This is a genomic window from Pedobacter sp., assembly GCF_045628745.1.
Lineage (GTDB): Bacteria > Bacteroidota > Bacteroidia > Sphingobacteriales > Sphingobacteriaceae > Pedobacter.
In genome coordinates this window covers 1-26,673 of the sequence record NZ_JAZQPU010000387.1, presented here as the reverse complement: position 1 = coordinate 26,673, position 26,673 = coordinate 1, and the positions used below count along the sequence as shown (strand labels likewise).

Genomic DNA, 26,673 nt, shown 5'->3' with positions numbered 1-26,673 from the left:
TTTTAACCTGCCGTCTACCCTTGTAATAGGTTCATCAGGAGCGGGGAAGCGTATTTCCATAAAAATGTCCGTTTAATAATTGTCTATTCCTGAGGCCACCATTAGCGCCTCAACAATACTGTTAGGTGCCAGCTTCAATTTAAAATCATTGTCGCCATAACTTTTTGCCCCACGCATGGCCACTGCTGCGGCCTGCTCAAAGGTCTGCACAGAAGCCTCTTTACCTTGTAAAAATTGTTCTGCTTCTTTTAATCGCCATGGCTTGTGTGCTACACCACCCATAGCCAGTCTAGCTGTTTTAATGGTTTTTCCAGCAATTTCCAGTCCTGCGGCCACAGACACTAAGGCAAAAGCATAGGATGCCCTGTCTCTCACTTTGAGGTAATGGTGGTGGTTTAACGTGTTTGAAGGAATAAAAACAGCCGTAATCAAATCGTTTTTATCCAGTACGGTATCTTTTTCGGGATGATCGCCCGGCAGTCGGTGAAAATCAAGGATCGGAATCTGGCGTTCTCCTTTTGTACCGGTAACATAAACTATAGCATCCAGCGCTGCCAGGGCAACATTCATGTCGCTGGGGTTAACAGCAATACAATGTTCACTGGCACCAAAGATGGCGTGCATGCGGTTATAGCCTTTCAGGGCAGAACAGCCTGTGCCGGGTTCTCTTTTATTGCAGGGCATGGAGGTGTCGTAAAAATACGGACAACGAGTGCGCTGCATGAGGTTGCCCCCAACGGTGGCCATGTTCCTCAATTGTGCTGATGCACCGGCGTGTAAAGCTTGTGAGAGCAATTCGCTGTGCTTGCGTACCGTTTCATGCTCCGCAACTACGCTGTTCAACGCAAGGGCACCAATATGGATACCATTGTTAAGGGTATTAATTTCTTTAAGGGGAAGTTTATTGATGTCGATGAGCCTGTCGGGTGTCATCACCTGGCGCTTCATCAGGTCCAACAGGTTAGTGCCACCGGCAATAAACTTGGCCCCGGCAGTCTTGGCTACGGCAGCAAGAGCGGCCTGTTGTGCCGTGGGACGGAGGTATTCAAACTGTTTCATCTGTTTTTGCTCCCTTCTTTAGCGTCTTGTATGGCGGCCACAATATTTGGGTAGGCGCCACAGCGACAAATGTTGCCACTCATAAATTCACGGATATCAGCTTCGTTTTCTGCATGTCCCTCGTTTACACAGGCTACAGCAGACATGATTTGTCCGGGTGTACAATAGCCACATTGAAAGCCATCATGTTTAATGAAAGCCGCCTGCATGGGGTGTAACTCCTCGCCATTGGCAAGTCCTTCAATGGTCGTTACCTTTTTACCATCGTTCATTACGGCCAGCGTAAGGCATGAATTTACTCTTTGTCCGTCAACATGAACCGTACAAGCTCCGCATTGACCATAGTCGCAGCCTTTTTTTGTTCCTGTTAAGTGCAAACGCTCGCGCAAAAGATCAAGCAGCGTAACCCGGGGATCAAGTTTAAACTGATGTAAGGTGCCATTGACCTCAATGCTGCAGAAAACATTTTCTATGGCTGCGGCAAAGCGTTCATCTAATTGATTTTCTGCAGCTTTTAGGGCAACCGAGGGTGCAAAGGCTGCAGCAGTGATCAACGTGCTCTGCTTGAGGAATGTGCGCCGTGATGGTGGAGATGTTTTTTCTTTATCCATGTTTGCGGAATTTACTTTTACTATTACAAAAAAGCGCATACTTTGTTTGCTGCCTTCAGTTATAGACATTAATTTAGGTAAATTATATTATATTTCTAATATTTGCTCACACCTCAACCGTAAATCTATTCAAACCATGATTAAATTTTCCTCCACACTAAAATATGTATGCTTCCTGTTTATTTTATTGAGCTCTTTGTCTAATTATGCTCAAGTTGAACAGGCAGAAGCGGAAATACAAAACATCATGAAGAAATATGAGGTTGTAGGTCTGTCGGTGGCTGTGGTGAAAGATGGGCAACCCTTTTATCAGCATGCTTTTGGCTTAAAAGACATAGAAAGCAAAACGCCGGTAACCGATCAAACACTGTTCAGAATTGCCTCCATCTCCAAGTCCTTTTCTGCAACCTCTATCATGCAAATGGTAGAAGCAGGGAAATTTTCACTGAAGGATGATTTCAGTAAACTGGTGGGTTTTAAAGTGAGAAACCCTAAATTTCCTGAAACCATCATCACCCTTAAAATGGTACTTTCCCATACTTCCAGCATTAATGACAGCCAGGGTTATTTTACGTTGGATGCTATCAACCCTGCAAAAAACCCTGATTGGGCAAAATGTTATAACAACTATGCGCCGGGAGCTGGCTATGAATATTGTAACCTAAATTACAACATGGTAGGGGCTGTTATTGAAAAGTTCTCTGGTGAGCGCTTCGACAACTATGTCAAAAAACACATCTTAAATCCATTAGGCTTATATGGTGGCTATTGCGTAGATTCCTTGGACGCCAGCCGTTTTGCTACTTTATATGAATACAATGCGCAATCCAAAACTTTTACTGCCGAACCAGCTGCTTATAATCCACGTAGCCTGGAGATACAAAACCATGTTTTAGGTTATACCACACCGATATTTTCACCAACCGGGGGCATGAAAATCTCTGCCGCTGACCTTGCTAAATACATGACCATGCACATGAACAAAGGCAAATACAAAGGGGGAAGGATCATTTCTAAGAAAAGTGCAAAGTTAATGCAAACTAAGGTTTCTGATGAGGAGAACTACGGCTTGGCGATACTGAGTACCGACAAGGTGATACCGGGGAAATGGCTTACCGGACATACGGGCTCTGCCTATGGTTTATACAGCATGATGTTCTTCCAGCCTAAAGAGAAATTTGGCTTTGTGGTGATCACCAATGGCTGCAATCCTGTATATGCAAATGGCTTTAACCAGGCTTTGGCTGCCACCGTTAACACGCTCTATAAGAGCCTCATCCAGCAGAAATAATTTATATTCTTAATTGCTTCTTTTTATTAAATTAAATTTATCTTTAATATAGAATTTGATTTGATGGATTACAGGGAAATACTGTAAGCAGAAAGGCGGTTCAATTATGGGGAAAGTTAGAAATATCTTACAGGATAAACACAGAGATGTGATTTTTGTAAGCCCGGAGACCACTGTTTTTGAAGCACTTGAACTGATGTTCGAAAAAAACATCGGTGCCCTGCTGGTCATGGACCAGGATCAGTTTGCAGGTATCTTTACCGAAAGAGATTATGCCCGGAAGGTGATTCTGAAAGGCAAGTCTTCAAAACAAATCCTAATCCGGGAGATCATGACCGAAAGTCCACTTAGCGTTAATTCTGATACCACCATTGAAGAGTGTATGTGGCTGATGACCAATAAATTTATCAGGCATTTACCGGTTATTGATGGTGGCAGGCTTACCGGCATCGTCTCCATTGGCGACGTGGTGAAATACATTATCGAAGAACAAAAGTTTATCATCGGCAATCTAGAGCATTACATTACTGGCAGTACCTAAAAATTGTATATGGATTTATCTGAGACAACGCCTGCGCCGCTATGGCCATTTTTTGTTTATGGAATCTTCGTTATCTTGCTGTTAACCCTTATTATTTCACTTTCTTATTTTCTCGGACAGCGGCATCAGGGTAAGGCAACCGGACAACCATATGAATCTGGCATTTTAGAAACAGGCTCGGCAAGACTACGCTTTTCTGCGCAATTTTACCTTGTGGCCATGATGTTCGTCATCTTCGATATTGAAGTGGTCTTTATTGTGCTGTGGGCACTGGCCTTTCAGGAATTAGGCTGGCAGGGCTACCTGAGCATCTGTGTATTTATAGGACTGCTGTTTGCTGTGTTGATCTATGAGTGGAGCATCGGCGCACTCGATTTTGGACCAAACGGAAAGAAAATTCTTAAAGCATATAAAAAACGAATACTCAAAGATAAAATATGAAATGGTGGCTTAGTAATCCCTCGGAACCTACCCATGTAATTAATGGAACAAGCTCTTTTGAGGAGTCTGTTGCGCAAAGCGTGATGTTAACCACAGTACAGGATTTATTGGCCTGGGGGAGGAAAAACTCCATGTGGCCTTTTCACTTTGGCCTTTCCTGTTGTTTTGTGGAGATGGCAACCAGCCTGACCAGTAAATATGATGTGGCCCGTTTTGGTGCTGAGGTGATCCGCGGCACCCCCAGGGAAGCTGACGTGATGGTGATCGCCGGAACGGTGTTTGTGAAAATGGCCCCCATTATTAAAAGACTACATGAGCAAATGATGGAGCCCAAGTGGGTGATCTCCATGGGCTCCTGTGCTAACTCTGGCGGCATGTACGACATTTACAGCGTAGTGCAGGGGGTAGATAAATTTCTCCCTGTAGATGTTTACGTGCCCGGTTGTCCACCACGGCCTGATGCCTTTCTGGAGGGCTTGATGCTGCTTGCCTCCAGCGTGGGCCAGGAGAAAAGACCCCTAAGTTGGGCAATAGGCCCCCAGGGTGTCATTAAGCCAGATAAAATCTCCCTAAAGGCCGAAAAAAGAGAAGAACGAAAGAACATGACCACCTTCCGCTCACCTGATGAAATATAGAATACCATGAGGTGATTTCCATTTTTGTGAAGCTAATTTAATCAAAAAGGGCATGGTTAAGCAAACAAACGTCGCAGAAGAATTAGTGTCTAAATTCGGCAATCCCGTTTTTACACAGCAGCATTCTGTGGATGAGCTGCTGACGCTATGGGTGGCCAAAGATTACCTGCCTGCGGTACTTTCTTTCCTGAAATACGATATTGACCAACCCTTTGAATTGCTGTACGACCTTTGTGCCATCGATGAACGGAGCATGGTGAAAAGAAACGGCATACCGGCGAAAGATTTCACCATCATTTATCACCTGCTTTCCTTTAAAAGAAATTCCTTTATACGCCTCAAAGTTGCCCTTCATGGTGAATATCCTTCCATGCCTTCCATCTGTACCTTATGGAAAAATGCCAACTGGTACGAACGGGAAGTGTACGATATGTTCGGCATTAAATTTAATGGGCATCCTAATTTAAGGCGTATTTTAATGCCCCTCACCTGGGAGGGACATCCCTTGCGCAAGGAACATCCTGCGCGTGCCACAGAAATTGGCCCCTTTAAACTGTGGGACGAAAAGCAGGACCGCGAACAGAATGCCATGCAGTTTCGCCCTGAAGACTGGGGACTGAAAAGAAAAAGCCAGGATGCTGATTTCATGTTTCTTAACCTTGGTCCGCAGCACCCCGGTACGCATGGTGTTTTACGCATCATCCTCCAGCTTGATGGCGAAGATATCATTGACGCCGTTCCCGACATAGGTTTTCACCACCGCGGGGCAGAGAAAATGGGCGAAAGGCAATCATGGCATACTTATATACCTTATACCGATCGTGTTGATTACCTCGGTGGGGTGATGAATAACCTGGCCTATTTGCTTGCCGTAGAAAAGCTTGCCGGCATCCAGGTTCCTGAACGGGTAAAGGTCATTCGCATTATGCTGTGTGAGCTCTTCCGTATTTCCAGTCATTTGGTGTGGTATGGTACTTTCGCTCAGGACCTTGGACAGCTGTCGCCGGTATTTTACATGTTTACCGACCGCGAAAAGATTTTCAACATCATTGAGGCTATTTGTGGCGACCGGATGCACCCCAACTGGTTTAGAATTGGGGGTGTGTCGCAAGACTTGCCCCAGGGATGGGAGAAACTGATTGCTGAGTTTGTGGCCTACTTCCCTAAAAGGCTCAGGGAATACGACCAGCTGGTGATGCGCAACAGCATCTTTAAAGCCCGTACAGTTGGTATCGGCATTTATACCAAGGCCGAAGCCATAGAATGGGGCGTTACTGGCCCTGGTTTAAGGGCTTGTGGTTTTGAATGGGACTTCAGGAAAAAACAACCTTATGCGGGATACGAGAATTTTGATTTCGAAATTCCCACAGCACAAAATGGTGATTGTTATGACCGGGCAGTGGTCAGGGTGGAAGAAATGCGGCAGAGCTTGAGGATTGTAGAGCAGTGCCTGAAAAATATGCCTGCAGGACCATATAAGGCTGACCATCCCCTGACAACGCCACCACTGAAAAAACATACCATGAAGGATATTGAAACTTTAATTAACCACTTTTTGAATGTAAGCTGGGGGCCAGTGATCCCTGCCGGTGAGGCCATGAGCTGTATTGAAGCTACGAAAGGTGCCAATAGTTATTACCTCACCAGCGATGGTAATACCTCACCTTATCGGGTGCGGATTCGTACGCCATCATTTCCTCATATGCAGATGCTGCCTTACATCAGCAAAGGTTATACGGTGGCAGATTTACTCTCTATTTTGGGCAGCATGGACTATGTATTAGCAGATATTGACAGGTAAATGAAAGGATGAACATGTTATCAGCGGAAGAAATAACCAGGATAGATGAAGAAATTGCCCTCGTTCCTGTGCGAAAAGCGGCCTGCATTGAGGCGCTGAAAATTGTACAGGACAAGCGCGGATGGATTTCTGACGAAAGCCTGGCTGCTATTGCCGAGCACATGGGCATGTCTGCTGAGGAACTGGACAGTGTAGCTACTTTTTACAACCTCATTTTTCGCAAGCCTGTAGGCAGAAACATCATTTTATTGTGCGACAGCATCAGCTGTTATGTAATGGGCTATGAGAAAATCTATGCACAGCTGCAGCAGCGACTGCAGATCAGTTTTGGACAAACGACCCCTGATGGCAGGTTTACCTTGCTGCCAAATGTTTGTCTGGGTTGCTGTGACCATGCCCCTGCATTAATGATCAACGATGAGTTATATAAAAACCTGAAGACCGAAGAATTGGATAGCCTGCTGGAACAATATAAGTAATACTCAAACATGGAATTTCCCCTTACCCAACACATTAACTTTAACCGTCCTGCACTTCATCTCAAGGAGTATGAGCGTGTGGGCGGTTATGGTGCTGTGCAACAAGTGGTGAAAAATATGAACCCCCAGGAGGTCACTAAATTAGTGCAGGACTCCGGATTGAAGGGGCGTGGAGGGGCAGGCTTCAACACGGGGATGAAATGGAGCTTTGTGCCCATGAACGATACCACGCAGGCAAAATACCTGATTGCCAATGCCGACGAAATGGAGCCTGGAACTTTTAAAGACCGCCTGTTGCTCGAGGGTAATCCTCATCAGCTAATTGAGGGGATGATTGTTGCTGCTTATGCTATTCAGGCGAATGTTTCTTATGTTTTCCTGCGCTGGGCTTATAAAAAGGCCGCCCGGATGATCAGGACAGCAATCGATGAGGCTTATGCGGCAGGATACCTTGGCAAAAATATCCTGGGCAGTGGTTTTAACCTGGAGATGTACTTGCATACCGGGGTGGGCAGGTACATGTGTGGCGAAGAAACTGCTTTATTGAATGCCTTAGAAGGTAAAAGGGCAACGCCACGCACTAAACCTCCATTTCCACAGGTGAGTGGTCTTTTTGGAAAGCCTACCATCGTCAACAACGTAGAAACACTTTGCAATCTTCCCCACATCATTAACAAGGGTGCGGAATGGTACAAAAGTCTGAGCCTTGGTGCCGATGCGGGTACAAAATTATATGGCATCAGTGGCAGGGTTAATAAACCCGGCATCTGGGAATTACCCATGGGTACTTCCATGAGGGAGCTGCTGGAGCAACATGCCGGTGGCATGTGCAAGGGTTATGAATTTAGGGCCGCGTTGCCCGGTGGGGCATCCACAGATTTTTTGGTGAAAGAACACCTGGATATAAAAATGGATTACCCATCGGTGGCCGCTGCGGGTAGTCGTCTGGGGACAGGCACCATGATTATCCTCGACAATAAAACCTGCCCTGTAGGCTTTGTCCATAACCTCGAGCATTTCTTTGCCCAGGAATCTTGCGGCTGGTGTACCCCTTGCAGGGAGGGATTACCATGGACAGAGAAATTGCTGCTTTCTATGGAAAACGGAACTGGGCGGATGGAGGATTTGGCCTTGCTGGAGATGCATACGCGCTTTTTGGGTCCGGGTAATACTTTTTGTGCCTTAGCACCCGGTGCCATGGAGCCTTTGCAAAGTGGACTAAAATATTTCAGAGCAGACTTTGAACAACATATTCACGATAAAAAATGTCCCTGGAGGTGATAAACGATGGCAATCCTATATATTGATCATCAGCCTTATGAAGTGCAAGACGGTAAAAACTTGCTGGAAGCCTGCTTAACGCTGGGCTTTAACTTACCTTATTTTTGCTGGCATCCGGCCATGGGTTCTGTGGGTGCTTGTCGCCAGTGTGCCGTTAAAGTTTTTAAAGATGAAACGGATACCACTGGTAGACTGGTCATGTCATGCATGGAGCCGGTAAAGGATAAGTTGTACCTTTCTGTGGATGACCCCACCGCAAAAGCCTTCCGTTCGCAGGTTATAGAATGGTTAATGACTAACCATCCTCACGACTGTGCAGTATGTGATGAGGGGGGCGCCTGTCACCTGCAGGACATGACCGTGATGACCGGCCATACTTACCGTCGCTTTGAATATAAAAAACGCAGCTACCGCAATCAATACCTGGGGCCTTTTTTAAACCATGAGATGAACAGGTGCATCCAGTGCTACCGTTGTGTCAGGTTTTATAAAGACTATGCCGGTGGCAAAGACCTTGATGTTTTTGCTGCGCACAACCATGTTTATTTTGGCAGGGCCGAAGATGGGGTGCTGGAAAATGAATTCAGCGGCAATTTAGCTGAGGTATGCCCTACAGGGGTTTTTACTGATAAGAGCCTAAAATCTCATTATACCCGTAAGTGGGACATGACCATGGCGCCTTCTATTTGCCAGCTTTGCAGCCTTGGCTGCAACATCATTGCCGGCGAGCGTTATGGTGAACTCCGCCAAATTACCAATCGGTATAATGGGGAGGTCAACAGTTATTTTATCTGCGACCGTGGCAGGTTCGGTTATGAGTTTGTAAACAGCATCAACAGGATTCAGCAGCCTTTGCTACGTGCTAAAATACCGGAAGCCGCAGATCAGCAGACTTTATATGAGTATTTAAAAAAGGTGTTCGCAAATACCACGTTCATCGGTATAGGTTCTCCGCGGGCATCCCTGGAAAGCAATTTTGCATTGCGTAAATTGGTGGGCAGCGAAAACTTCTACCAGGGCATTGCGGAGATGGAAGTGCAGTTGCTGGAAAGGATCCTCGAAATTGCCCACTCCGGGCATGTACATACACCTTCCCTTAAAGAAATGGAAAGTGCTGATGCCATCATGATTTTGGGGGAGGACCTGACTAATTCGGCACCATTGATGGCCCTTTCCCTACGACAAGCGGTACGCAAAAAACCGATGGAAAATGCACAGAAAATCGGGATCCCCGGTTGGCATGATGCTGCCTTGCGGGAATTGGCACAACAGGAAAAAGGGCCTCTTTTTATCGCTTATCCCACCACCACTAAATTAGATGAAATTGCTGCGCAGACGCTCTACCTTGCGCCTGATGACATTGCCCGTTTTGGTTTCGCTGTTGCCAATGCTTTATATTTTACGGCACCTGCACCCTCCGGAATGGAAGAAGAAAGCCTGAAAATGGCTAGGTCTGTGGCAGAAATACTGCTGCAGGCAGAGCGGCCCTTAATCATTACTGGTACCAGCCTTGCCAACCAGGCGCTGCTGAATGCTGCTGAAGCAATTGCCCTTGCACTGGCCCTTAGGAATAAAAAAGCACAGCTCAGCTTTGTGGTTCCGGAATGTAATTCCATGGGTTTGGCCATGATGCAAGCCTCAGGATTACCTGCTGCTGCTGAGGCTATCGGTAAACTGGAAAATGCTACGTTGGTGATACTGGAAAATGACCTTTATCGCAGGGCAGCAAAAGAGGATATAGATGCGCTATGGAATAAATGCAAGGAGGTTATTGTGCTCGATCACCTCCACAACCAGACCACCAATAAAGCTTCCGTGTTGATTCCTGTAGGCACTTTTGCGGAGGCCGATGGCACCCTGGTTAATAATGAAGGTCGGGCACAGCGCTTTTTCCAGGTTTTTATGCCAAAAAACACCAACCTCAGGGAGAGCTGGCGCTGGCTGGATGAGTTCAGGCAATTCAAAGTGGGCGTCAGCATAGAAGAGCTTCGCCAGGTAGAAAACTTGCTGGAAGAGCTTGTGCAGGAAATGCCGCAGTTTAGAGGTGCAGAGGCGGTTGCCCCACCTGCGGATTTCCGTTTAGCAGGACAAAAAATCCCTCGTGAGCCTCATCGTTATAGTGGTCGTACGGCCATGCAGGCACACCTGAATGTGAGTGAGCCTAAACCGCCTGAAGATATAGATTCTGCTTTATCTTTTACAATGGAAGGCTATAAGGGCATCACCCCGGCACCTTTAACGCCGTTTTTTTGGGCCCCAGGATGGAATTCTCCGCAGTCGGTTCATAAATATCAGGTGGAAGTAGGTGGCCCTTTGAAAGGGGGTGACACCGGACTCAGGTTGTTTAACACACAGTCAGTTCAAGAAATTGCTTTTACGAATACAGTTCCTTCCCCTTTTAGGGCTAGTGCTGGTGAATGGCAAATTATCCTTTTGCCTCATCTTTTCGGCTCTGAAGAACTCAGTATCTACAGCAGTGGCATTGCGGAAAGGTCTCCTCAGCCTTATATCGCCATCAGCAGCAATGACGCGGAGGCCTTAAACATCAAAGAAAATGAACTGTTGCAATTGCAGCTCTTCAGTGGAGAGCGACTTGCAGAACGCTACAGTTTACCTGTAAAGATCAAAGAAGAAATTCAGGATGGGCTGGCGGGCATACCGCAACATCTTGATGGTTTAATTGGCATTCCCTATCCGCTAAAAGGAACATTAACTCCTGTAAGATGAATATAATCTTTAAATACTTACTGATGATTGTGCTGCTGCTCTTTGCGCTGACCACAGTAGCTGCCTGGTTAATCTGGGTGGAAAGAAGAGTGCTTGCGCTTTGGCAAGACCGCTATGGACCCAATCGTGCTGGTCCTTTCGGCCTTTTAATTGTCGTGGCCGATACCATTAAGTTGTTTTTTAAAGAGGACTGGATTCCTCCTTTTGCCGATAAAGGAATTTTCGTGGTGGCCCCGGCCATCGTAGCCTTTACCGTATTAATGAGCTTTGTGGTAGTCCCTTTTGCACCCGGCATTTTGGTGGCCGATTTAGACATCGGCCTGCTATTTTTCCTGGCCATGTCCTCCTTAGGGGTGTACAGCATTGTTTTGGGTGGCTGGGCTTCCAACAACAAATATTCCTTGCTGGGAGCCTTGAGGGGTGCCTCGCAAATGATCAGCTATGAGGTGTTTATGGGCCTTTCCCTGATGGGGGTGGTCATGCTTTCAGGCTCCTTCCGGCTCACTGATATTGTTCATGCACAAAATGAATACTGGTTTATCGTTACCCAACCGGTGGCTTTTGTCATATTTATGATTGCCGGGGTGGCAGAAACGCATCGCCTGCCTTTCGATATCCCAGAGGCAGAAAGTGAACTCGTGGCAGGTTTCCACAGTGAATATTCGGGGATGAAATTCGGAATGTTCTTTATCGGCGAATACCTCGGCATCACACTGATTTCTGCCATGGTGGTCACGCTTTTTTTTGGTGGCTGGCTCGGGCCTTCGTTTTTACCACCCCTAATTTGGTTTATACTGAAAACCGTGGTGTTTATCTTGTTTTTTATCCTGCTGCGGGCTTCTCTTCCAAGACCTCGCTATGACCAGCTGATGGAATACGGATGGAAAGTGCTGCTGCCTATAGCCTTATTAAACTTACTCGTTACCGGGGCTGTTGTGCTGTTGATGAATGATAGTAATATTTAAATAGATAGATGATGATCAGTTTGTTAAGAACATTAGGGCTCACTTTTCTGCATATGTTCAGAAAGCGGGAAACGATCCAGTATCCTGAAGAGAAGGTAGAGTTACATCCACGATGGCGTGGCCGCATTGTGCTCACCCGAGACCCCGACATGCAGGAGCGTTGTGTGGGCTGCTATCTGTGTGCTGCAGCATGTCCTGTAGATTGTATTTCCCTGCAGGCTGCTGAAGATGAAAATGGCAGGCGTTACCCATCCTTTTTCCGCATCAACTTCTCCCGCTGTATCTTTTGCGGTTATTGCGAGGAGGCTTGTCCTACCTATGCCATCCAGTTGATTCCTGATTTTGAAATGGCAGAATATGACCGGCAAAACCTGGTTTATGAGAAAGAGGATCTTCTGATTAATAGCCAGGGAAAATACCCAGGTTACAATTATTACCGTGTTGCCGGACTTGATGCTGGCGTCAAAGGTAAAGGTGAAGGGGAGAATGAAGAACCACCAATAGATATTCACAACTTATTACCTTAATTATGGATGCCACATTTTATATTACCGCTCTTGTTGCCCTGGTTTCCACCTTTATGGTCATAACCAGAAGTAACCCTGTACATGCCTTGCTGTACCTTGTCATTTCCTTTTTATCATTGGCCCTCATTTTCTTTTTGCTGGGTGCCGCTTTTGCAGCTTTGCTGGAAGTAATCATCTATGCAGGGGCAATTATGGTGCTTTTTATTTTTGTCGTCATGCTTCTGAACCTTGGCAGGGAAACGCCAAAAAATGAAAGAGAATGGCTTAACCCTAAAGTATGGATGGGCCCTGCAATTTTAAGCTTCATCCTTTTTGTGGAGATATTTTACCTGCTGACGGTTGTTCCGCAGGCCCCTTTTGACTTGCAAACCATTGATTCTAAAACGGTAGCCGTTTCCTTGTTCAGGCCCTATCTTTTAGGGGTAGAGCTCGTTGCCATGTTGTTAATGGCCGGGGTGGTTGGTGCTGCCCATATTGGCCAGCATAAAAAGCAAAGCATACACCGCTTTTTGAAAGAGGAGGAATAGCGATGAACACTTCGGTATCCATAGAATTAGTGATGTTACTTGCAGGTCTGCTGTTCATGATGGGCATTGCCGGGGTGCTGATCCGCAAGAACATTATCTTTATGCTGCTCTCGGTAGAGATCATGCTCAATGCTGCTGCCCTTGCTTTTATTGCTGCGGGTGCATATTGGGGAGAACCCGACGGACAGGTGATGTTCATATTTATTTTAGCCATGGCGGCTGCAGAGGTTTCTGTGGGGCTGGCCATGATCCTTCAGATTTACCACCAGCACCAGTCGCTGGATATTGACAAGTTGAAAGAAATGAAAGGATGATGATGGAAAAACTGTTATGGCTGGTTCCCGCTTTTCCCCTAATTGGATTTTTAATCCTTGCACTGGCAGGCAAACACCTGTCGCGCTTTTGGATAGCTACCCTTGGTGCCGGCAGCATCTGCCTGTCTGCGCTTGTGGTGTTGGTCATGGGCGTCGCTTTTCTTCAATCGCCTCCTGCCAATGGGCACTATGAACAAACCTTATGGACCTGGATGGAGGTGGGCAGCTTTAACCCAAAAATTACCCTTTACCTTGATGAGCTCTCGCTTGTTTTTGTGTTTGTCATTACTTTTATCGGCGCCCTGATCCACCTGTATTCCATTGCGTTTATGGCTGGCGACAAAGATTACGCCCGGTTTTTTGCCTGTATGAACTTGTTTGTATTTTCCATGCTGCTGCTGGTTTTGGCAGATAACCTGCTGTTGTTATATTTAGGTTGGGAAGGTGTAGGCTTATGCAGTTACCTGCTGATTGGCTTCTGGTATGAAAATCCCGACAATGGTTATGCGGCGCGAAAAGCATTCATCATCACCCGAATTGGGGATACGGCCATGGCCATAGGCCTTTTTGTGCTGTTTTACCAGTTTGGCACTCTTGTTATTCCCGACATAATACGTGCAGCACCGTCCTTATGGTCGCCGGGAGTGCCCATAGCTACGCTCACTGCCTTACTGCTACTTGCCGGAGGCTTAGGGAAATCGGCGCAGCTGCCCCTGCAAACCTGGCTTCCTGATGCTATGGCGGGCCCATCACCGGTAAGTGCTTTAATTCATGCGGCAACAATGGTTACTGCCGGTGTTTACCTCATTGCCCGGATGAATGTGCTCTTTCAACTTTCACCCGTAGCGCAAACTATTGTGGCCATTATTGGGGCGGCAACCTTGCTGCTTGCAGGATTCAGTGCACTGGCGCAACACGACATCAAAAGGGTGCTCGCTTATTCCACCATCAGCCAGATCGGCTATATGTTTTTAGCCTTAGGGGTGGGGGCATGGACGGCCGCCATCTTTCATTTCATGATCCATGCCTTTTTTAAGGCGCTGTTATTTCTTGCCGCAGGTGCAATCATAGAAGTCTTACACCATGAACATAACATGTACAAAATGGGGGGATTGAGAAAAAAACTCCCTATTGTTTTCTGGACTTTCCTCATTGGCGCAGCCGCGCTCGCCGCCTTACCCTTGATCACGGCAGGATTTTACAGCAAAGACCAGATTTTGTGGTATACCTGGGCCAGTGTACAGGGAAATCCTACGCTGTGGTTCATAGCCTTTTTCGGTGCTTTCCTCACTGCTGCCTATACCACCAGGATGCTGATCCTTTCTTTTTATGGAGAGGCAAAGACTGAACCCAGTCATCAGCCAGGTAAATTAATGACCATCCCACTGGTTATTCTCGCTTTTTTTTCTCTTTTTGCCGGCTTCATTGAGCTGCCCCATAACTTCGGTCATGTTACCCTTTTCTCCTCCCTGCTTCACCATGTTTTACCAGAAACGATTTTAAGAACAGGACTTTCGTCAGAAGCCTTATTCCAGGGGCTGGCGGCCGCAGCTACGCTCGTTGGCATTTTCCTGGCTTACCTGGTATATGGCAAAAAACAAGCTGTGCTGGTTAAGCTCGAAAGATCGAATTTTATGCGCATGCTGCATTCCTATTGGTTTTCAGGATGGGGCTTTGACCGTTTATACCATGTGATGCTGGTTAGGCCAATTGTCTACTTTGCTAACATCAATAAAAACGATGTGTTTGACCGACTTTACCAGGGCATCACCATCACTACCGTCCGCTTGTACCAGATCTTGTCCTTCAGCCAGTCGGGTTCACTGCGCTGGTATGTGATGGGCTTGGTTGTGGGTGCAATTATCATTTTAGGTATAGAAATAATGTTATGATAGTAGCCGTACTGATCGTTTTATTAATGGGCGGGGGCCTGCTGGCCCTGTTGTTAGGGCAATGGTTTAAAAATTTGCCCCGATGGATTGCGCTTTGCACCCTCAGCATAGGTTTTGTGGCCTTGCTGATCTTATGGGCAGACCGTTATGAAGCGATTAATGCCAGTGCCCCAGGAACCTGGATTACCGGTTATGAAATCCCCTGGATCCCTTCCTTTGGCATCAGCTTTCATGTAGCTATTGATGGCTTGGGCTTATTGCTGCTGGTGCTGACTTTCTTCATGGGCATATTAGCGGTCTTATGCTCCTGGAAAGAAATTACCGAAAAAACAAGCTTTTACTATTTCAACCTTTTATGGCTCCTCGCCGGGATTACCGGTGTATTTACAGCGATGGACCTTTTTCTGTTTTACTTCTTTTGGGAAGTGATGCTCATTCCCATGTATTTCTTAATCGGCATCTGGGGTAGTGAAAACAGGGAATATGCTGCCTACAAGTTTTTTATTTTTACACAGGCCAGTGGCCTGATGATGCTCCTGGCTATACTGGGTTTATATTTTCTTCATGGCAGCCAAACCGGCGATTATACCTTCAATTATTTTGAACTTTTAGCAACTTCCATTTCGCCACAGCTCTCCTTTTGGCTGATGATGGGCTTTATGTTGGCTTTTACGGTGAAATTGCCGATGGTTCCTTTTCATTCCTGGCTGCCTGATGCGCATAGTGAAGCGCCAACTGCGGGCAGCCTGATTTTAGCAGGCCTGCTTTTAAAAACCGGTGCTTACGGTATCCTCAGGTTTGTATTGCCTTTATTTCCTGATGCGGCCATTGCCATTGCACCATGGGCCATGCTTTTCGGCGTCTTGGGCATCATCTATGGCGCTATGCTTGCCTTTTCTCAAACAGATTTGAAAAGGCTGATAGCCTATACCAGTGTAAGCCATATGGGCTTTGTGTTACTGGGCATATTTGCCTTCAATGAAATAGCCTTGCAAGGTGTAGTAATGCAGCTGGTTACCCATGCCATCAGCACTGGTGCCTTATTTATTATGGCCGGCATGATCAAAGAAAGGCTGCATACGCGGGATATCAATAAAATGGGCGGTTTATGGACCATGATGCCGCAAATGGGCGCTATAGCGCTGCTGTTCGCCATGGCCTCTTTAGGCTTACCCGGACTGGGGAACTTTATTGCAGAATTTCTCATCCTTTTGGGTGCCTTTCAGGCTGATGTGATCCTTACCGTGATCGCCACCGTCGGACTGGTTTTTTCGGCCATGTATTCACTGCGGATGCTTCAAAAAGTGTTTTTAGGGCCAGATCACAAAACAGGCTATATGGCAGATCTTTCCGCGCGTGAGCTATTCATGATGGCAGCGCTCAGCATCTCCATCACCTGCCTTGGCTTATATCCACAACCTGTTATCAATACCGTAAGGCCTTTAATAGAATCTGTAGGACAAATAAAAGACAAGCTTTATGACCCGTAACGATATCCTGTACCTCCTGCCTTTAATAGTGCTTGCCGCGTCTTCCGTGCTGCTCATGTTTCTGATTGCCCTGAAATTAAGCCACAGGTTCATTCAGCTCTCGAGCATGCTGTTGTTTGGCTCAGCCATTTTAACGCTGTTTGTACCTCCTAAAGAATTGCCTTATTACGTTGAACCACTAGTCGTTATTGACGATTTTTCCATCTATATCATGGGCCTCATCATGCTGTCGAGCCTGGTGGTTAACATTCTCTCGTATATCTATTTTGAAGAAAAAGAGGAGGGGCCGAAGGAATATTATGTATTGTTGTTTTTATGTACGCTGGGGGCCTGCGTTTTGGCGGTGAGCAAACATTTTGTATCTCTGTTTTTAGGCCTTGAAATTCTGACAGTAGGTTTATATGCGCTGATTGCCTATTTGCGCACCAGGAACAATAACATTGAAGCCGGCATCAAATACCTGGTGCTGGCAGCTTTTTCTGCTGCTTTTTTACTTTTTGGAATGGCGCTGATCTACCTCGAAACAGGCAGTATGGAATTTTCGGTCATCTCCAGAAATGTATCGCAGCTGGAAACATTAACGCCGGTTTTTTTAACGGGCTTAGGCTTAATGATGGTGGGCATAGGTTTTAAGCTTGCTGTGGTTCCTTTTCACATGTGGACGGCCGATGTTTACCAGGGGGCGCCCTCACCAGTGACGGCATTTATTGCAACTGCTTCCAAAGGTGGTGTGCTGGTAGTGTTTTTCCGCTTTCTGATCATGATAGATGCCTTTCGGTTTCAAAGTGTCATGGTGGTCATCACCTATACAGCCATTGCTTCAATGGTGGTTGGAAACATCCTTGCCTTGCAGCAAACTAATGTGAAACGCCTGTTAGCCTATTCTTCAATTGCTCACCTGGGCTATCTGCTGGTGGCCTTTCTTCCGGGAAGTGTGCTAAGTCTGCATGCCGTCAGCTTTTACCTTACGGTTTATATCATCAGTATTCTCTGTGCCTTTGGTGTGCTCACGGTGCTGTCGGTAAAGGAAAAAGATGCCGAAGACATAGAAAGCTTCAGGGCCTTGTTTTGGCAGGAGCCTGCTTTAGCCTGTGTTTTTAGTGCTGCCTTGCTTTCTTTGGCAGGCATTCCCCTCACCGCAGGCTTTATAGGTAAGTTTTTTATCCTCGCCGGCGGATTGGAAGCTGGCTATCTGCTCACCGTTATTGTGCTGGTGCTGAGCAGTGTAATAGGTTTGTATTATTACCTGCGCATCATCACCAGCATGTTCAGTGGACAAAATATAGGGGGTTTTAAACAAAAAAAAACGCATCCCATTTTTTACATGTTATGCGTTTTTATATTGGCAGCCCTGACCGTACTTATCCTTTGGTTTGGGGTTTACCCTTCCACCATCATGGATTTTATAGAGGATCTGCAGCTTTAGCTCACCGAAGCTTCCAGTGCTTTACGGAAATCTTCCAATAAGTCTTCTGTATCTTCGATACCTATAGATAACCTCACCATAGAATCAGGAATACCCATTTCTGCTCTTCTTTCTGCACCAAGTTCAAAGAAAATAGTATGGGCAACCGGAATCGCCAAAGTCCTGGTATCACCTAAATTACTTGATTTAACAACCAGTTTTAAGCGGTTTAAAAAGGCAAATAAATCAATACCATCTTTTAAAGAAAAGCTCATCAGGCCACCGTAATGTTTAAATAAATTGCTGGCTAACTCATGCTGAGGGTGGCTTTTCAAACCTGGGTAATATACTTTGCTCACCAACTCATGTTCTTCAAGGTAATGGGCAAGTGTTGATGCGTTTTTGCAGGCTCTTTTTAAGCGCAAGGCTAAAGTTTCTGCACCTACAGAAATAGTATGGGCAGCTTCCGGAGATAATGTTCCGCCGCCATCACGTAAGCCTCTTTTTCTGATTTGAGTAAGACCCAACATTTCAGGCTTAATAGTTTCGCGTAAAATAGGGGCAATATTTGGATATTTCGTCCAGTCAAATTTACCTGTATCGGTCACGCTACCGCCTAAAGCATCACCATGGCCACCAATGTATTTGGTGAGCGAGTTGATCACCAAACTGGCTTTTGATGTTGCCGGACGATATAAATAAGGAGAGGTCATGGTATTATCTACCACATAAAGAATTCCTTTTTCCTCACAAAAATCACCGATGCCATTTAAATCAGCAATTTGGGTGGCAGGGTTGGCAATTGTTTCAACAAAGACCATCCTGGTGTTTTCCTGGTAAGCATCCTTAATGTTATTTACGTCGGTAGCATCTACAAAAGTAAAAGATAGTCCCAAATCCATAAAGGTTTGCATAATACTCCTTGAATTTCCAAAAAGGAAGGAACTGGCAATAATATGGTCGCCACCTTTAATTAAAGCTTGTATAGTTGCTGTAATTGCAGCCATGCCTGTTGAAAAGGTAACGGTACCTTTTCCATGTTCCATTTGAGTAACTTTATGCTCAAGGGCAGTTGTAGTAGGGTTTCCCTGTCTGGAGTAAGCATAACCCTTAGCTTTATTTTGAAATACATTTACCAGTCCTTGTACATCATCAAAACCCCAGGTTACGGAAGTATGCACCGGTTGGTGCAGCGCACCAAATTCTGGTTTAAGTAAGCGGTCTGAATGGAGTATAGTAGTGGTAAAGCCTTTTTTATCTTTCATGACATCAATATATAATTCGTTAAATTTGCTTATTTTATTTGGAAAACGAAACTTAATTGGGTCATGCCTGTAAAAATAATTGCATTCATTCCATAATTATGAGAACTTGAAATCTCAAGTCTTGCTTGAATACTGATGCTTTTTATTAAAAAAGCGCTATAGATTTCATTTAAAGTAAGTCCGGCCACCCTTAAAGTGCTCCTGGGCAAACTCAGGTCCGCCTTACGCTAAAGATTCAAGACCCAGGTGTGTAAGTCGTGTGCTGTTGCCTTCTTCAAACAATTACCATATGACCTCAGAAATTCCCGGGTAACCCTCCTAACTATTTCTTCGCTTGCAGGTTAAGCAATTGAATGTTTTTAAAGTCTACCGGTTGCCCTTCACTTTGCAGTGCAATAAAACCTGCTGTTAAACGCTTTTTATCAATTTTTATGGCTGGGTCATAGTTGTTGACTACGCCGCCGCCAATTTGTGGCTTGGCATATTTTAAGACCGTGTCGCCATTAATGATATGCGTAACCAACGAGTCGCCTAAAACAATCAGCTCTGCTTTCACCCATTCTTCAATTTTATAGGTTTTAGACTTAGAGTCAATGCAATGGCGCTCATCAATTTTACCCTCGTATTCCACATCCGTACCCGGAGAACACATATTTCCTGTAGGCCGGGGCTTACCATCATCTAAACCTGCCAGGAGCTGAAATTCAACAGAAATAGGCCAGTCCTGATCGCGCAACATGGTTTTAGGATCCTGAGAATGGTACATTACCCCACTGTTTCTGATGGTATAATTTGGCGCATCTTTTTTCCATTCTCCTGTAATGCGGTATTCAAATTTCAGTTTGTAATGCGAGTAGGGTTGGTTGAAATAAAGGTGACCATATTGTTCATTGAAAGGACCGTATTGATCGTAGCGCACTTTGATGAGGCCATCTTCTACCCTAAAGGTATTTCCGAAGTTTACCCCTACATCATGGTGGTTAATTTTTACAGTCCAATCTTTAAGATCTTTACCATTAAAAAGAGAGATCCATCCATTAGGCTCCGGTTTTTTGGCCATGCTGCCACAGCCTGCAGCAAACAGGACTGGTAAAAGGGCCAGATTTAAAAAGTTACGGGAGCTTAAAACTTTACTTTTGATCATCTACTTCGTTTTTTATATATTTAAAGATAGGTATACCTTGCCACCCCTTCGTTGATTAAAATCAAGTCAATTTAAGCAATTGATCACAATTAACCTATTCATCGGCATTCATTGACCTCATTTTCATTACATTCTATTAGCTCAATTGATTTTGCATTCGCTAAGGCGCCAAACATTTTCTACACATTGGCGTTATTCAAATGAAAGGCTAAAAAGATAAATGTTGGAAATGGAAGTCTACCCGGGAAGTCAGTATCCTCTTGGTGCGAATTGGGATGGAAACGGCGTTAATTTTGCTTTATTTGCTGGTCATGCTACTGCTGTGGAGCTTTGCTTTTTTGATCAGGACTGTAAACATGAGCAGACCAGAATTAAAATTACGGAGTGCACAAGCCATGTCTGGCATGCCTATGTGCCTGACATCAAGCCGGGGCAGTGTTATGGATACAGGGTATATGGGCCTTATGATCCTGAAAATGGCTTGCGTTATAACCCTAATAAACTCTTGATTGATCCTTATGCCAAGGCTATATCCGGTCCTATAGAATGGCATGACTCTCTTTTTGGGTATCGCATGGACGGAGATGACCTCACGTTTAGCGAAACTGATAGTGCACCTTTTGTGCCTAAAAGTGTGGTCATCAACCAGGATTACGACTGGGAAGGCGTAAAAGCTCCAGGCACCAGTTACCTGCAAAGCATCATTTACGAAACACATGTACGTGGTCTAACCATTCAGCATCCCGACATTCCCGAGAATATCCGAGGCACTTATGCGGCTGTATGTCACCCCGTGATGATCGAATACCTGCAATCCCTTGGTATTACGGCCGTTGAGTTAATGCCCGTTCATCAATTTATTAACGAACGCAGTTTAGTAGAGCGTGGCTTGAGCAACTATTGGGGCTACAATACCATAGGCTATTTTGCACCCGATACAAAATATTCCTCAAGCGGTGTTTTAGGGGCGCAGGTCAAAGAATTTAAAGACATGGTGAAGGCCCTGCATAAAGCGGGCATAGAAGTAATTCTTGATGTGGTTTATAACCATACTGCCGAAGGCAACCAATTGGGGCCTACACTTTCTTTTAAAGGGATCGACAACCTGGAATACTACCGCCTTACCGAAAATAAGCGTTATTATATGGATTATACCGGTACGGGAAACACCTTAAATGCTTATTACCCCAGTGTGCTGCGCCTGATGATGGATAGCCTTCGCTATTGGGTGCAGGAAATGCATGTGGATGGCTTCAGATTTGATTTAGCCTCTGCTCTTGCCCGGGGCCTGGATGACGTAAACCGCCTGAGTGCTTTTTTCAGCATCATCCATCAGGATCCGGTATTATCACAGGTAAAGTTAATCGCTGAGCCCTGGGATGTGGGTGAAGGCGGTTACCAGGTGGGCAATTTTCCACCGGGTTGGGCAGAATGGAATGGCAAATACAGAGATTCCATTCGTGATTTCTGGCGCGGTGAAGGTGGCATGCTTGAAGAATTTGCCTTGCGCTGTACGGGAAGTCCTGATTTATACCAGGATGATAACCGCCGCCCCACGGCGAGCATCAACTTTATTACCGCTCATGATGGCTTTACCCTGCACGACCTTGTGTCGTACGAGCATAAACATAATGAAGCGAATGGCGAAAATAATGCCGACGGTGAAAACCACAACAGGTCTTGTAATTACGGGGTGGAAGGGGAAACAGACGACCCGGAAATTGTGAATCTCCGCAACAGGCAGAAGCGAAACTTTTTTACCACCTTATTATTGTCGCAGGGGGTTCCAATGCTGGTGGCCGGTGATGAATTCGGCAGAACACAAAAAGGTAACAACAATGCTTATTGCCAGGACAATGAAATATCATGGTTAAACTGGGCAGCTGCAGACCATGAACTTTTGGCTTTTTGCCGTAGACTCATCAAAATCAGAAAAAGCCATCCTGTTTTTTGCCGCCGCACCTGGTTCCATGGCCAGCCGGCTATAGAAACAGGATTGGAAGATATTGCCTGGTTCTTGCCAGATGGCACAGAAATGAAAGTACATAATTGGAAGGAAGATTTCGCTAAATCTTTAGGTGTTTATTTAAATGGCCATGGCATCATGGGCCGTGACCATGTAGGCAGAAGAATTATTGACAACAGCTTCTTCTTAATTTTAAATGCCCATCACGGTGAATTACAGTATAAACTTCCAGCTATTAAATATGCTGAAATGTGGACTAAAATAGTAGATACATCAGATCCCATGCTAAAAAATGAACATTTAAACTTTAAACATTCACAAAAAATAAAAATACCCGGTAGATCTATTATGGTTTTAACTACAAAAAGTAAATAATGGACATTGCCATTGAGAGCAGAAACATAGGCTTAAATTTAAAAAATCAGCAAGCCTCAGTAAGGGTGTGGGCACCTTTGGCCAAAGCTGTTTCCCTAAAAATAGGTGAGCAGCAAATCTTACCTTTAAAACCAGAGTCAGGGGGCTACTGGTCGCAAAAAGATCTACCCATTAAAGCCGGTGATGCCTATTGGTTTATCCTTGATGAAGGAGAGCCCCTTGCGGATCCGGCCAGTCTGGGCCAACCCCAGGGGGTACATGGGGCATCAGCAGCCATGGAACTACAGCATGTGTGGGAAGATCAACATTGGACTAACATTCCCTTGAATGACTATATCATCTATGAAATCCATACCGGGGCATTTTCTGCCGATGGTACTTTCGCTGGTATCATCAACCGGCTGGATGAACTTGTGGACCTCGGTATAACCGCTATTGAAATTATGCCGGTAGCTTCATTTCCCGGCAGCAGAAACTGGGGCTATGATGGTGTCTTTCCTTTTGCCGTTCAACAGTCTTATGGTGGCGCAAAAGGACTACAGGAATTAGTGTCTGCTTGTCACCAGAAAGGCCTTGCCGTCATTTTAGATGTGGTGTATAACCACATGGGACCGGAGGGAAATTACCTGGAGCAGTTTGGCCCTTATTTCACAGATAAATACCATACCCCATGGGGCAAGGCAGTAAATTTTGACGATCAGTATTGTGATGGGGTGAGAGATTTTGTGCTTGAGAATGCCATGATGTGGTTCAGAGATTTTCATATTGATGCCCTGCGCCTTGATGCCGTGCATGCCATTAAAGATTTCAGCGCCAGGCATATCCTTGAAGAAATCAGTACCTATAGAGATGAATTGCAACAACTTACAGGCAGAAAATACTACCTGCTGGCAGAATCAGACCTCAATGATCCTCGTTACATCAGCCCTGTGGCAGCACAAGGTTTAGGCATGGATGCCCAATGGATAGATGAGTTCCACCATGCGCTGAGGGTAGCTGCCGGAGAAAAACCTATAGGTTACTACCAGGACTTTAAGGGAATAGCACATTTAGCTAAAGCCTTTACCGATGCCTATGTTTACACTGGTGAATATTCTGAAGAAAGAAAAAGGACTTTTGGAAGACCTGCAACCAATCATCCGGGCGAGCAGTTCATTGTCTTTTCGCAAAACCACGACCAGGTAGGCAACCGGATGCTGGGCGAAAGAAGCAGCACTTTATACAGTGTCGACATGCAGAAACTGCTGGCCGCAGCGGTCATCTTTTCCCCCTATTTGCCTTTGTTGTTTATGGGTGAAGAATATGGCGAAACAAACCCCTTCTTGTATTTCGTGAGCCATACCGATCCGGCGCTGATTGAGCTGGTGAGAAAAGGCCGTCGGGAGGAGTTTGCCGCCATGCATAGCGAAGAAGAAGCGCCAGATCCACAAGCTGAAGCCACCTTTCAAAAATCAAAGCTCAACTGGCATTTGCGCAGTGAGGAGCCCCATCACAACTTGTTACAATTTTATAAACAGCTGCTTGCCCTCCGCAAAAGCCATCCTGTTTTAAGGGATAACGACCGTGCAGCCTGTAAAGTCCACGTTTTTGAAGCTGCCAACTGCCTTTTATTGGAACGCGGTAGCCGTGGTGATCAAAACCTGGTCCTTTGCTTTCTCAATTTCAGCTCACAACAGCAGTCTGTTAAAGTGCCTGCCGGCATTCAGCTGCAACAAAAAATTGTAGACTCGGCCGCAGCCACAACAACATTACCCTTGGTAGGGCTGCAGCCACAATCATTTACCGCTTTTAACGCTACTTATGTTTAATCCTATTTCTACTTATCGCATACAATTTAATAAAGACTTCACCTTTCAGCACCTGCAGGCAATTTTACCTTTCCTGCAGCAGCTAGGGGTAAAAACCATTTATGCATCCCCAATTTTTGAAGCGGTGCCCGGCAGTAACCATGGCTACGATGCCGTTAACCCTCAAAAGATCAATCCTGAAATAGGCACCCTGACAGAACTCAAACGCTTGTCGCAACAAATCAAGGAACTCGGATTTTCCTGGATCCAGGATATTGTACCCAACCATATGGGTTTTCACCACCAGAACCCCTGGTTAATGGATGTCCTTAAACATGGTGAACGCTCTGCTTACCGACATTTCTTCGATATCCTTTCACCCAACCTCAGTGAGGAGCCCCTCATGGTGCCTTTTTTAGGCGATGACCTTGAAAAAGTAATTGAAAATAAGGAACTGGAACTTGCGGAAAAATCAGGAGGCTGGTTTCTGAAATACCACGACAGCTATTGGCCTTTAAAGCCGGATACGGACTTGCAAAAGTCGCTTTCAGAAATTGCCTCCAATCAATATTACCGCCTGTGTAATTACCAGGAAAGTAACGAACGCTTAAATTACAGACGCTTTTTTACCGTCAACAGCCTGATCTGCCTCAATATTCAACGGCCAGAAGTTTTTGACGCTTATCACCAGCTCACTAAGCAACTTTTGCAAGAAGGCATTTTTCAGGGCTTGCGAATCGACCATATCGATGGCCTCTATGACCCTGAAAAATACCTGCAGCAGCTTCGTCAGCTCAGTGGTGAAGAAACTTATATTGTGGTAGAGAAAATTCTGGCTCCCGAAGAAAGCCTGCCCAAAGCATGGCCTGTGGAGGGCACTACCGGTTACGACTTCCTTGGACTGGTGAACCAGGTTTTTATCAATGAGCAGGCAGAAAAGAAATTCGACAGCTTTTACCAGCATTTCGATCACAATTCTAGTTCTGTGCAAAGCCAGGTGTTCAATAAAAAGGCAGATTTTCTCAACTCGTTCATGAAACCTGAACTGGATAACCTTTATCAGTTGTTCCTGTCTTTAAACCTTTTAGATGGCCCTGCACAAACCGTGGAGGAAGCCGGGATCTTTAAAAAGCTCCTTGCTGAAATCATGGTGCGCTGCCCCGTTTACCGCTATTATGGCAACCAATATCCCTTGCCCCCACAAGAACAGGCAGCCTTAAAAGTGCTATTAGCTCCTTTGGAGCAGCTTCCTGAATATGCAGTTCCTGTGCAAAAATTAAAGAGCCTGTTGTTTGAGCAAGTCGATTGTGATGTTGCTTTTCAGCAGCGGATTTTACAGTTCTACCAGCGGTTAATGCAGTTTACCGGCCCTTTGATGGCTAAAGGCGTAGAAGACACCCTGATGTATACCTATAACAGGTTTATTGGCAGCAACGAGGTGGGCGACTCCCCTGATGTATTTGGCATTTCCATTGCTGATTTTCACCGTGCTGTTTTAAAAAGACAGGAAGATTTTCCGCTGAGCATGAATGCCCTGAGCACGCACGACACCAAAAGAGGAGAAGATGCCCGGGCGCGTTTACAGGTATTGACTGATTTTAGAAAATACTGGCTTGATGAGGTGCAATTATGGATACCACAAAACCAGGAGTTGAAACAGCAGGATATGCCCGATAGCAATGATGCTTATTTCATTTATCAAACCCTGGTGGCTACTTACCCTGAAACCGAAGAGGAGCAGTCGGCCTATGCCGAAAGATTGCAAACGTATATTGAAAAGGCCTTAAGGGAGTCTAAGCGCAATTCCAGCTGGGATGAGCCTGATGCCACCTACGAACAGTATACCAAAGATTTTATCGAAGGTTTACTGGATACAAAGCGCCCTTTCTGGAAACAATTTATTACCTTTCATCAACGCATTTGCTTCTTTGGTAAACTGAATTCCTTAGCGGCATTATTGCTCAAATTGGGTTGCCCGGGTGTGCCCGATACTTACCAGGGAAATGGGTTATGGGATTTAAGTATGGTGGATCCTGATAACAGGAGGGCGGTAGATTATACCCTCAGGGAGCAATACCTCCAGGAGATCATGCAGGATGAAAACAACCTTTCCGCTTTATGGCAGCAAAGTGAAAACGGCAAAATTAAAA

The 26,673-nt window shown here is 45.5% G+C and carries 22 protein-coding genes; 18 read left to right on the top strand and 4 right to left on the bottom strand.

All coding sequences use genetic code 11. The features are described 5' to 3' along the window. Positions 1-72: 72 nt before the first annotated feature. Positions 73-1,059: an FAD binding domain-containing protein gene (locus tag ACR2F7_RS14245; protein ID WP_432714216.1), complete on the bottom strand. Its 987-nt coding sequence runs from the start codon at positions 1,057-1,059 to the stop codon at positions 73-75. Further along, complete coding sequence (locus tag ACR2F7_RS14240; protein ID WP_432714215.1) at positions 1,056-1,739, bottom strand: (2Fe-2S)-binding protein; 684 nt, start codon at positions 1,737-1,739, stop codon at positions 1,056-1,058. Before ACR2F7_RS14240 ends, ACR2F7_RS14245 begins: the two co-directional genes overlap by 4 nt. A gap of 67 nt (positions 1,740-1,806) precedes the next feature. Here ACR2F7_RS14240 and ACR2F7_RS14235 point away from each other — a divergent pair, with 67 nt between their 5' ends. The 15 genes from ACR2F7_RS14235 (at position 1,807) to ACR2F7_RS14165 (ending at position 18,007) form a co-directional block, all read left to right on the top strand. Further along, on the top strand, positions 1,807-2,961 hold the full coding sequence (locus ACR2F7_RS14235) for a serine hydrolase domain-containing protein (RefSeq protein WP_432714214.1): 1,155 nt from the start codon (positions 1,807-1,809) through the stop codon (positions 2,959-2,961). Positions 2,962-3,067: 106 nt separating this feature from the next. Then, entirely contained in the window at positions 3,068-3,502 is a 435-nt protein-coding gene (locus ACR2F7_RS14230; protein ID WP_432714213.1) for a CBS domain-containing protein, read from the top strand. Between the two features lie 9 nt (positions 3,503-3,511). Beyond that, a complete protein-coding gene (locus ACR2F7_RS14225) occupies positions 3,512-3,943 on the top strand; it encodes an NADH-quinone oxidoreductase subunit A (protein ID WP_432714212.1) in 432 nt (143 codons plus the stop codon). Further along, positions 3,940-4,578, top strand: a complete 639-nt coding sequence (locus ACR2F7_RS14220; protein ID WP_432714211.1) for an NADH-quinone oxidoreductase subunit B — start codon at positions 3,940-3,942, stop codon at positions 4,576-4,578. The genes ACR2F7_RS14225 and ACR2F7_RS14220 overlap by 4 nt, the downstream gene beginning before the upstream one ends. 52 nt (positions 4,579-4,630) lie before the next feature. After that, positions 4,631-6,379: an NADH-quinone oxidoreductase subunit C/D gene (gene nuoC / locus ACR2F7_RS14215; RefSeq protein WP_432714210.1), complete on the top strand. Its 1,749-nt coding sequence runs from the start codon at positions 4,631-4,633 to the stop codon at positions 6,377-6,379. Between the two features lie 8 nt (positions 6,380-6,387). Beyond that, positions 6,388-6,858 (top strand): NADH-quinone oxidoreductase subunit NuoE, encoded by a 471-nt coding sequence (gene nuoE, locus ACR2F7_RS14210; RefSeq protein WP_432714209.1) that lies wholly within the window; start codon positions 6,388-6,390, stop codon positions 6,856-6,858. A 9-nt stretch (positions 6,859-6,867) separates the two neighbouring features. After that, positions 6,868-8,139 (top strand): NADH-quinone oxidoreductase subunit NuoF, encoded by a 1,272-nt coding sequence (nuoF, locus tag ACR2F7_RS14205; protein ID WP_432714208.1) that lies wholly within the window; start codon positions 6,868-6,870, stop codon positions 8,137-8,139. Between the two features lie 6 nt (positions 8,140-8,145). Continuing rightward, positions 8,146-10,866 (top strand): NADH-quinone oxidoreductase subunit NuoG, encoded by a 2,721-nt coding sequence (nuoG, locus tag ACR2F7_RS14200; protein WP_432714207.1) that lies wholly within the window; start codon positions 8,146-8,148, stop codon positions 10,864-10,866. After that, positions 10,863-11,831 (top strand): NADH-quinone oxidoreductase subunit NuoH, encoded by a 969-nt coding sequence (gene nuoH, locus ACR2F7_RS14195; RefSeq protein WP_432714206.1) that lies wholly within the window; start codon positions 10,863-10,865, stop codon positions 11,829-11,831. The genes nuoG and nuoH overlap by 4 nt, the downstream gene beginning before the upstream one ends. Before the next feature lie 8 nt (positions 11,832-11,839). After that, positions 11,840-12,358, top strand: coding sequence for an NADH-quinone oxidoreductase subunit NuoI (nuoI, locus tag ACR2F7_RS14190; protein WP_432714205.1), 519 nt, complete (start codon positions 11,840-11,842; stop codon positions 12,356-12,358). 2 nt (positions 12,359-12,360) lie between these two features. Next, entirely contained in the window at positions 12,361-12,885 is a 525-nt protein-coding gene (nuoJ, locus tag ACR2F7_RS14185) for an NADH-quinone oxidoreductase subunit J (protein WP_432714204.1), read from the top strand. A 2-nt stretch (positions 12,886-12,887) separates the two neighbouring features. Next, positions 12,888-13,199, top strand: coding sequence for an NADH-quinone oxidoreductase subunit NuoK (gene nuoK, locus ACR2F7_RS14180; RefSeq protein WP_432714203.1), 312 nt, complete (start codon positions 12,888-12,890; stop codon positions 13,197-13,199). Further along, positions 13,196-15,091 carry an NADH-quinone oxidoreductase subunit L gene (gene nuoL / locus ACR2F7_RS14175; protein WP_432714202.1) on the top strand — a complete coding sequence of 632 codons (1,896 nt, stop codon included), beginning with the start codon at positions 13,196-13,198 and terminating at the stop codon, positions 15,089-15,091. Before nuoK ends, nuoL begins: the two co-directional genes overlap by 4 nt. Continuing rightward, positions 15,088-16,581, top strand: a complete 1,494-nt coding sequence (gene nuoM, locus ACR2F7_RS14170) for an NADH-quinone oxidoreductase subunit M (RefSeq protein ID WP_432714201.1) — start codon at positions 15,088-15,090, stop codon at positions 16,579-16,581. Before nuoL ends, nuoM begins: the two co-directional genes overlap by 4 nt. Then, positions 16,571-18,007, top strand: a complete 1,437-nt coding sequence (locus tag ACR2F7_RS14165; protein WP_432714200.1) for an NADH-quinone oxidoreductase subunit N — start codon at positions 16,571-16,573, stop codon at positions 18,005-18,007. The genes nuoM and ACR2F7_RS14165 overlap by 11 nt, the downstream gene beginning before the upstream one ends. Here ACR2F7_RS14165 and ACR2F7_RS14160 read toward each other — a convergent pair. Together ACR2F7_RS14160 and ACR2F7_RS14155 are read right to left on the bottom strand one after the other, a co-directional pair. Continuing rightward, positions 18,004-19,251: a cystathionine gamma-synthase family protein gene (locus ACR2F7_RS14160; protein ID WP_432714199.1), complete on the bottom strand. Its 1,248-nt coding sequence runs from the start codon at positions 19,249-19,251 to the stop codon at positions 18,004-18,006. The two genes, ACR2F7_RS14165 and ACR2F7_RS14160, sit on opposite strands and share 4 nt — an antisense overlap. Positions 19,252-19,573: 322 nt before the next feature. Next, a complete protein-coding gene (locus ACR2F7_RS14155; protein ID WP_432714198.1) occupies positions 19,574-20,395 on the bottom strand; it encodes a 3-keto-disaccharide hydrolase in 822 nt (273 codons plus the stop codon). A gap of 229 nt (positions 20,396-20,624) precedes the next feature. Here ACR2F7_RS14155 and glgX point away from each other — a divergent pair, with 229 nt between their 5' ends. The 3 genes from glgX to treY form a co-directional block, all read left to right on the top strand. After that, positions 20,625-22,736: a glycogen debranching protein GlgX gene (gene glgX, locus ACR2F7_RS14150; RefSeq protein WP_432714197.1), complete on the top strand. Its 2,112-nt coding sequence runs from the start codon at positions 20,625-20,627 to the stop codon at positions 22,734-22,736. After that, positions 22,736-24,544 carry a malto-oligosyltrehalose trehalohydrolase gene (treZ, locus tag ACR2F7_RS14145; protein ID WP_432714196.1) on the top strand — a complete coding sequence of 603 codons (1,809 nt, stop codon included), beginning with the start codon at positions 22,736-22,738 and terminating at the stop codon, positions 24,542-24,544. Before glgX ends, treZ begins: the two co-directional genes overlap by 1 nt. Beyond that, a partial coding sequence (treY, locus tag ACR2F7_RS14140) for a malto-oligosyltrehalose synthase (protein ID WP_432714195.1) occupies positions 24,537-26,673 on the top strand: 2,137 nt, incomplete at its 3' end. The genes treZ and treY, both read left to right, overlap by 8 nt.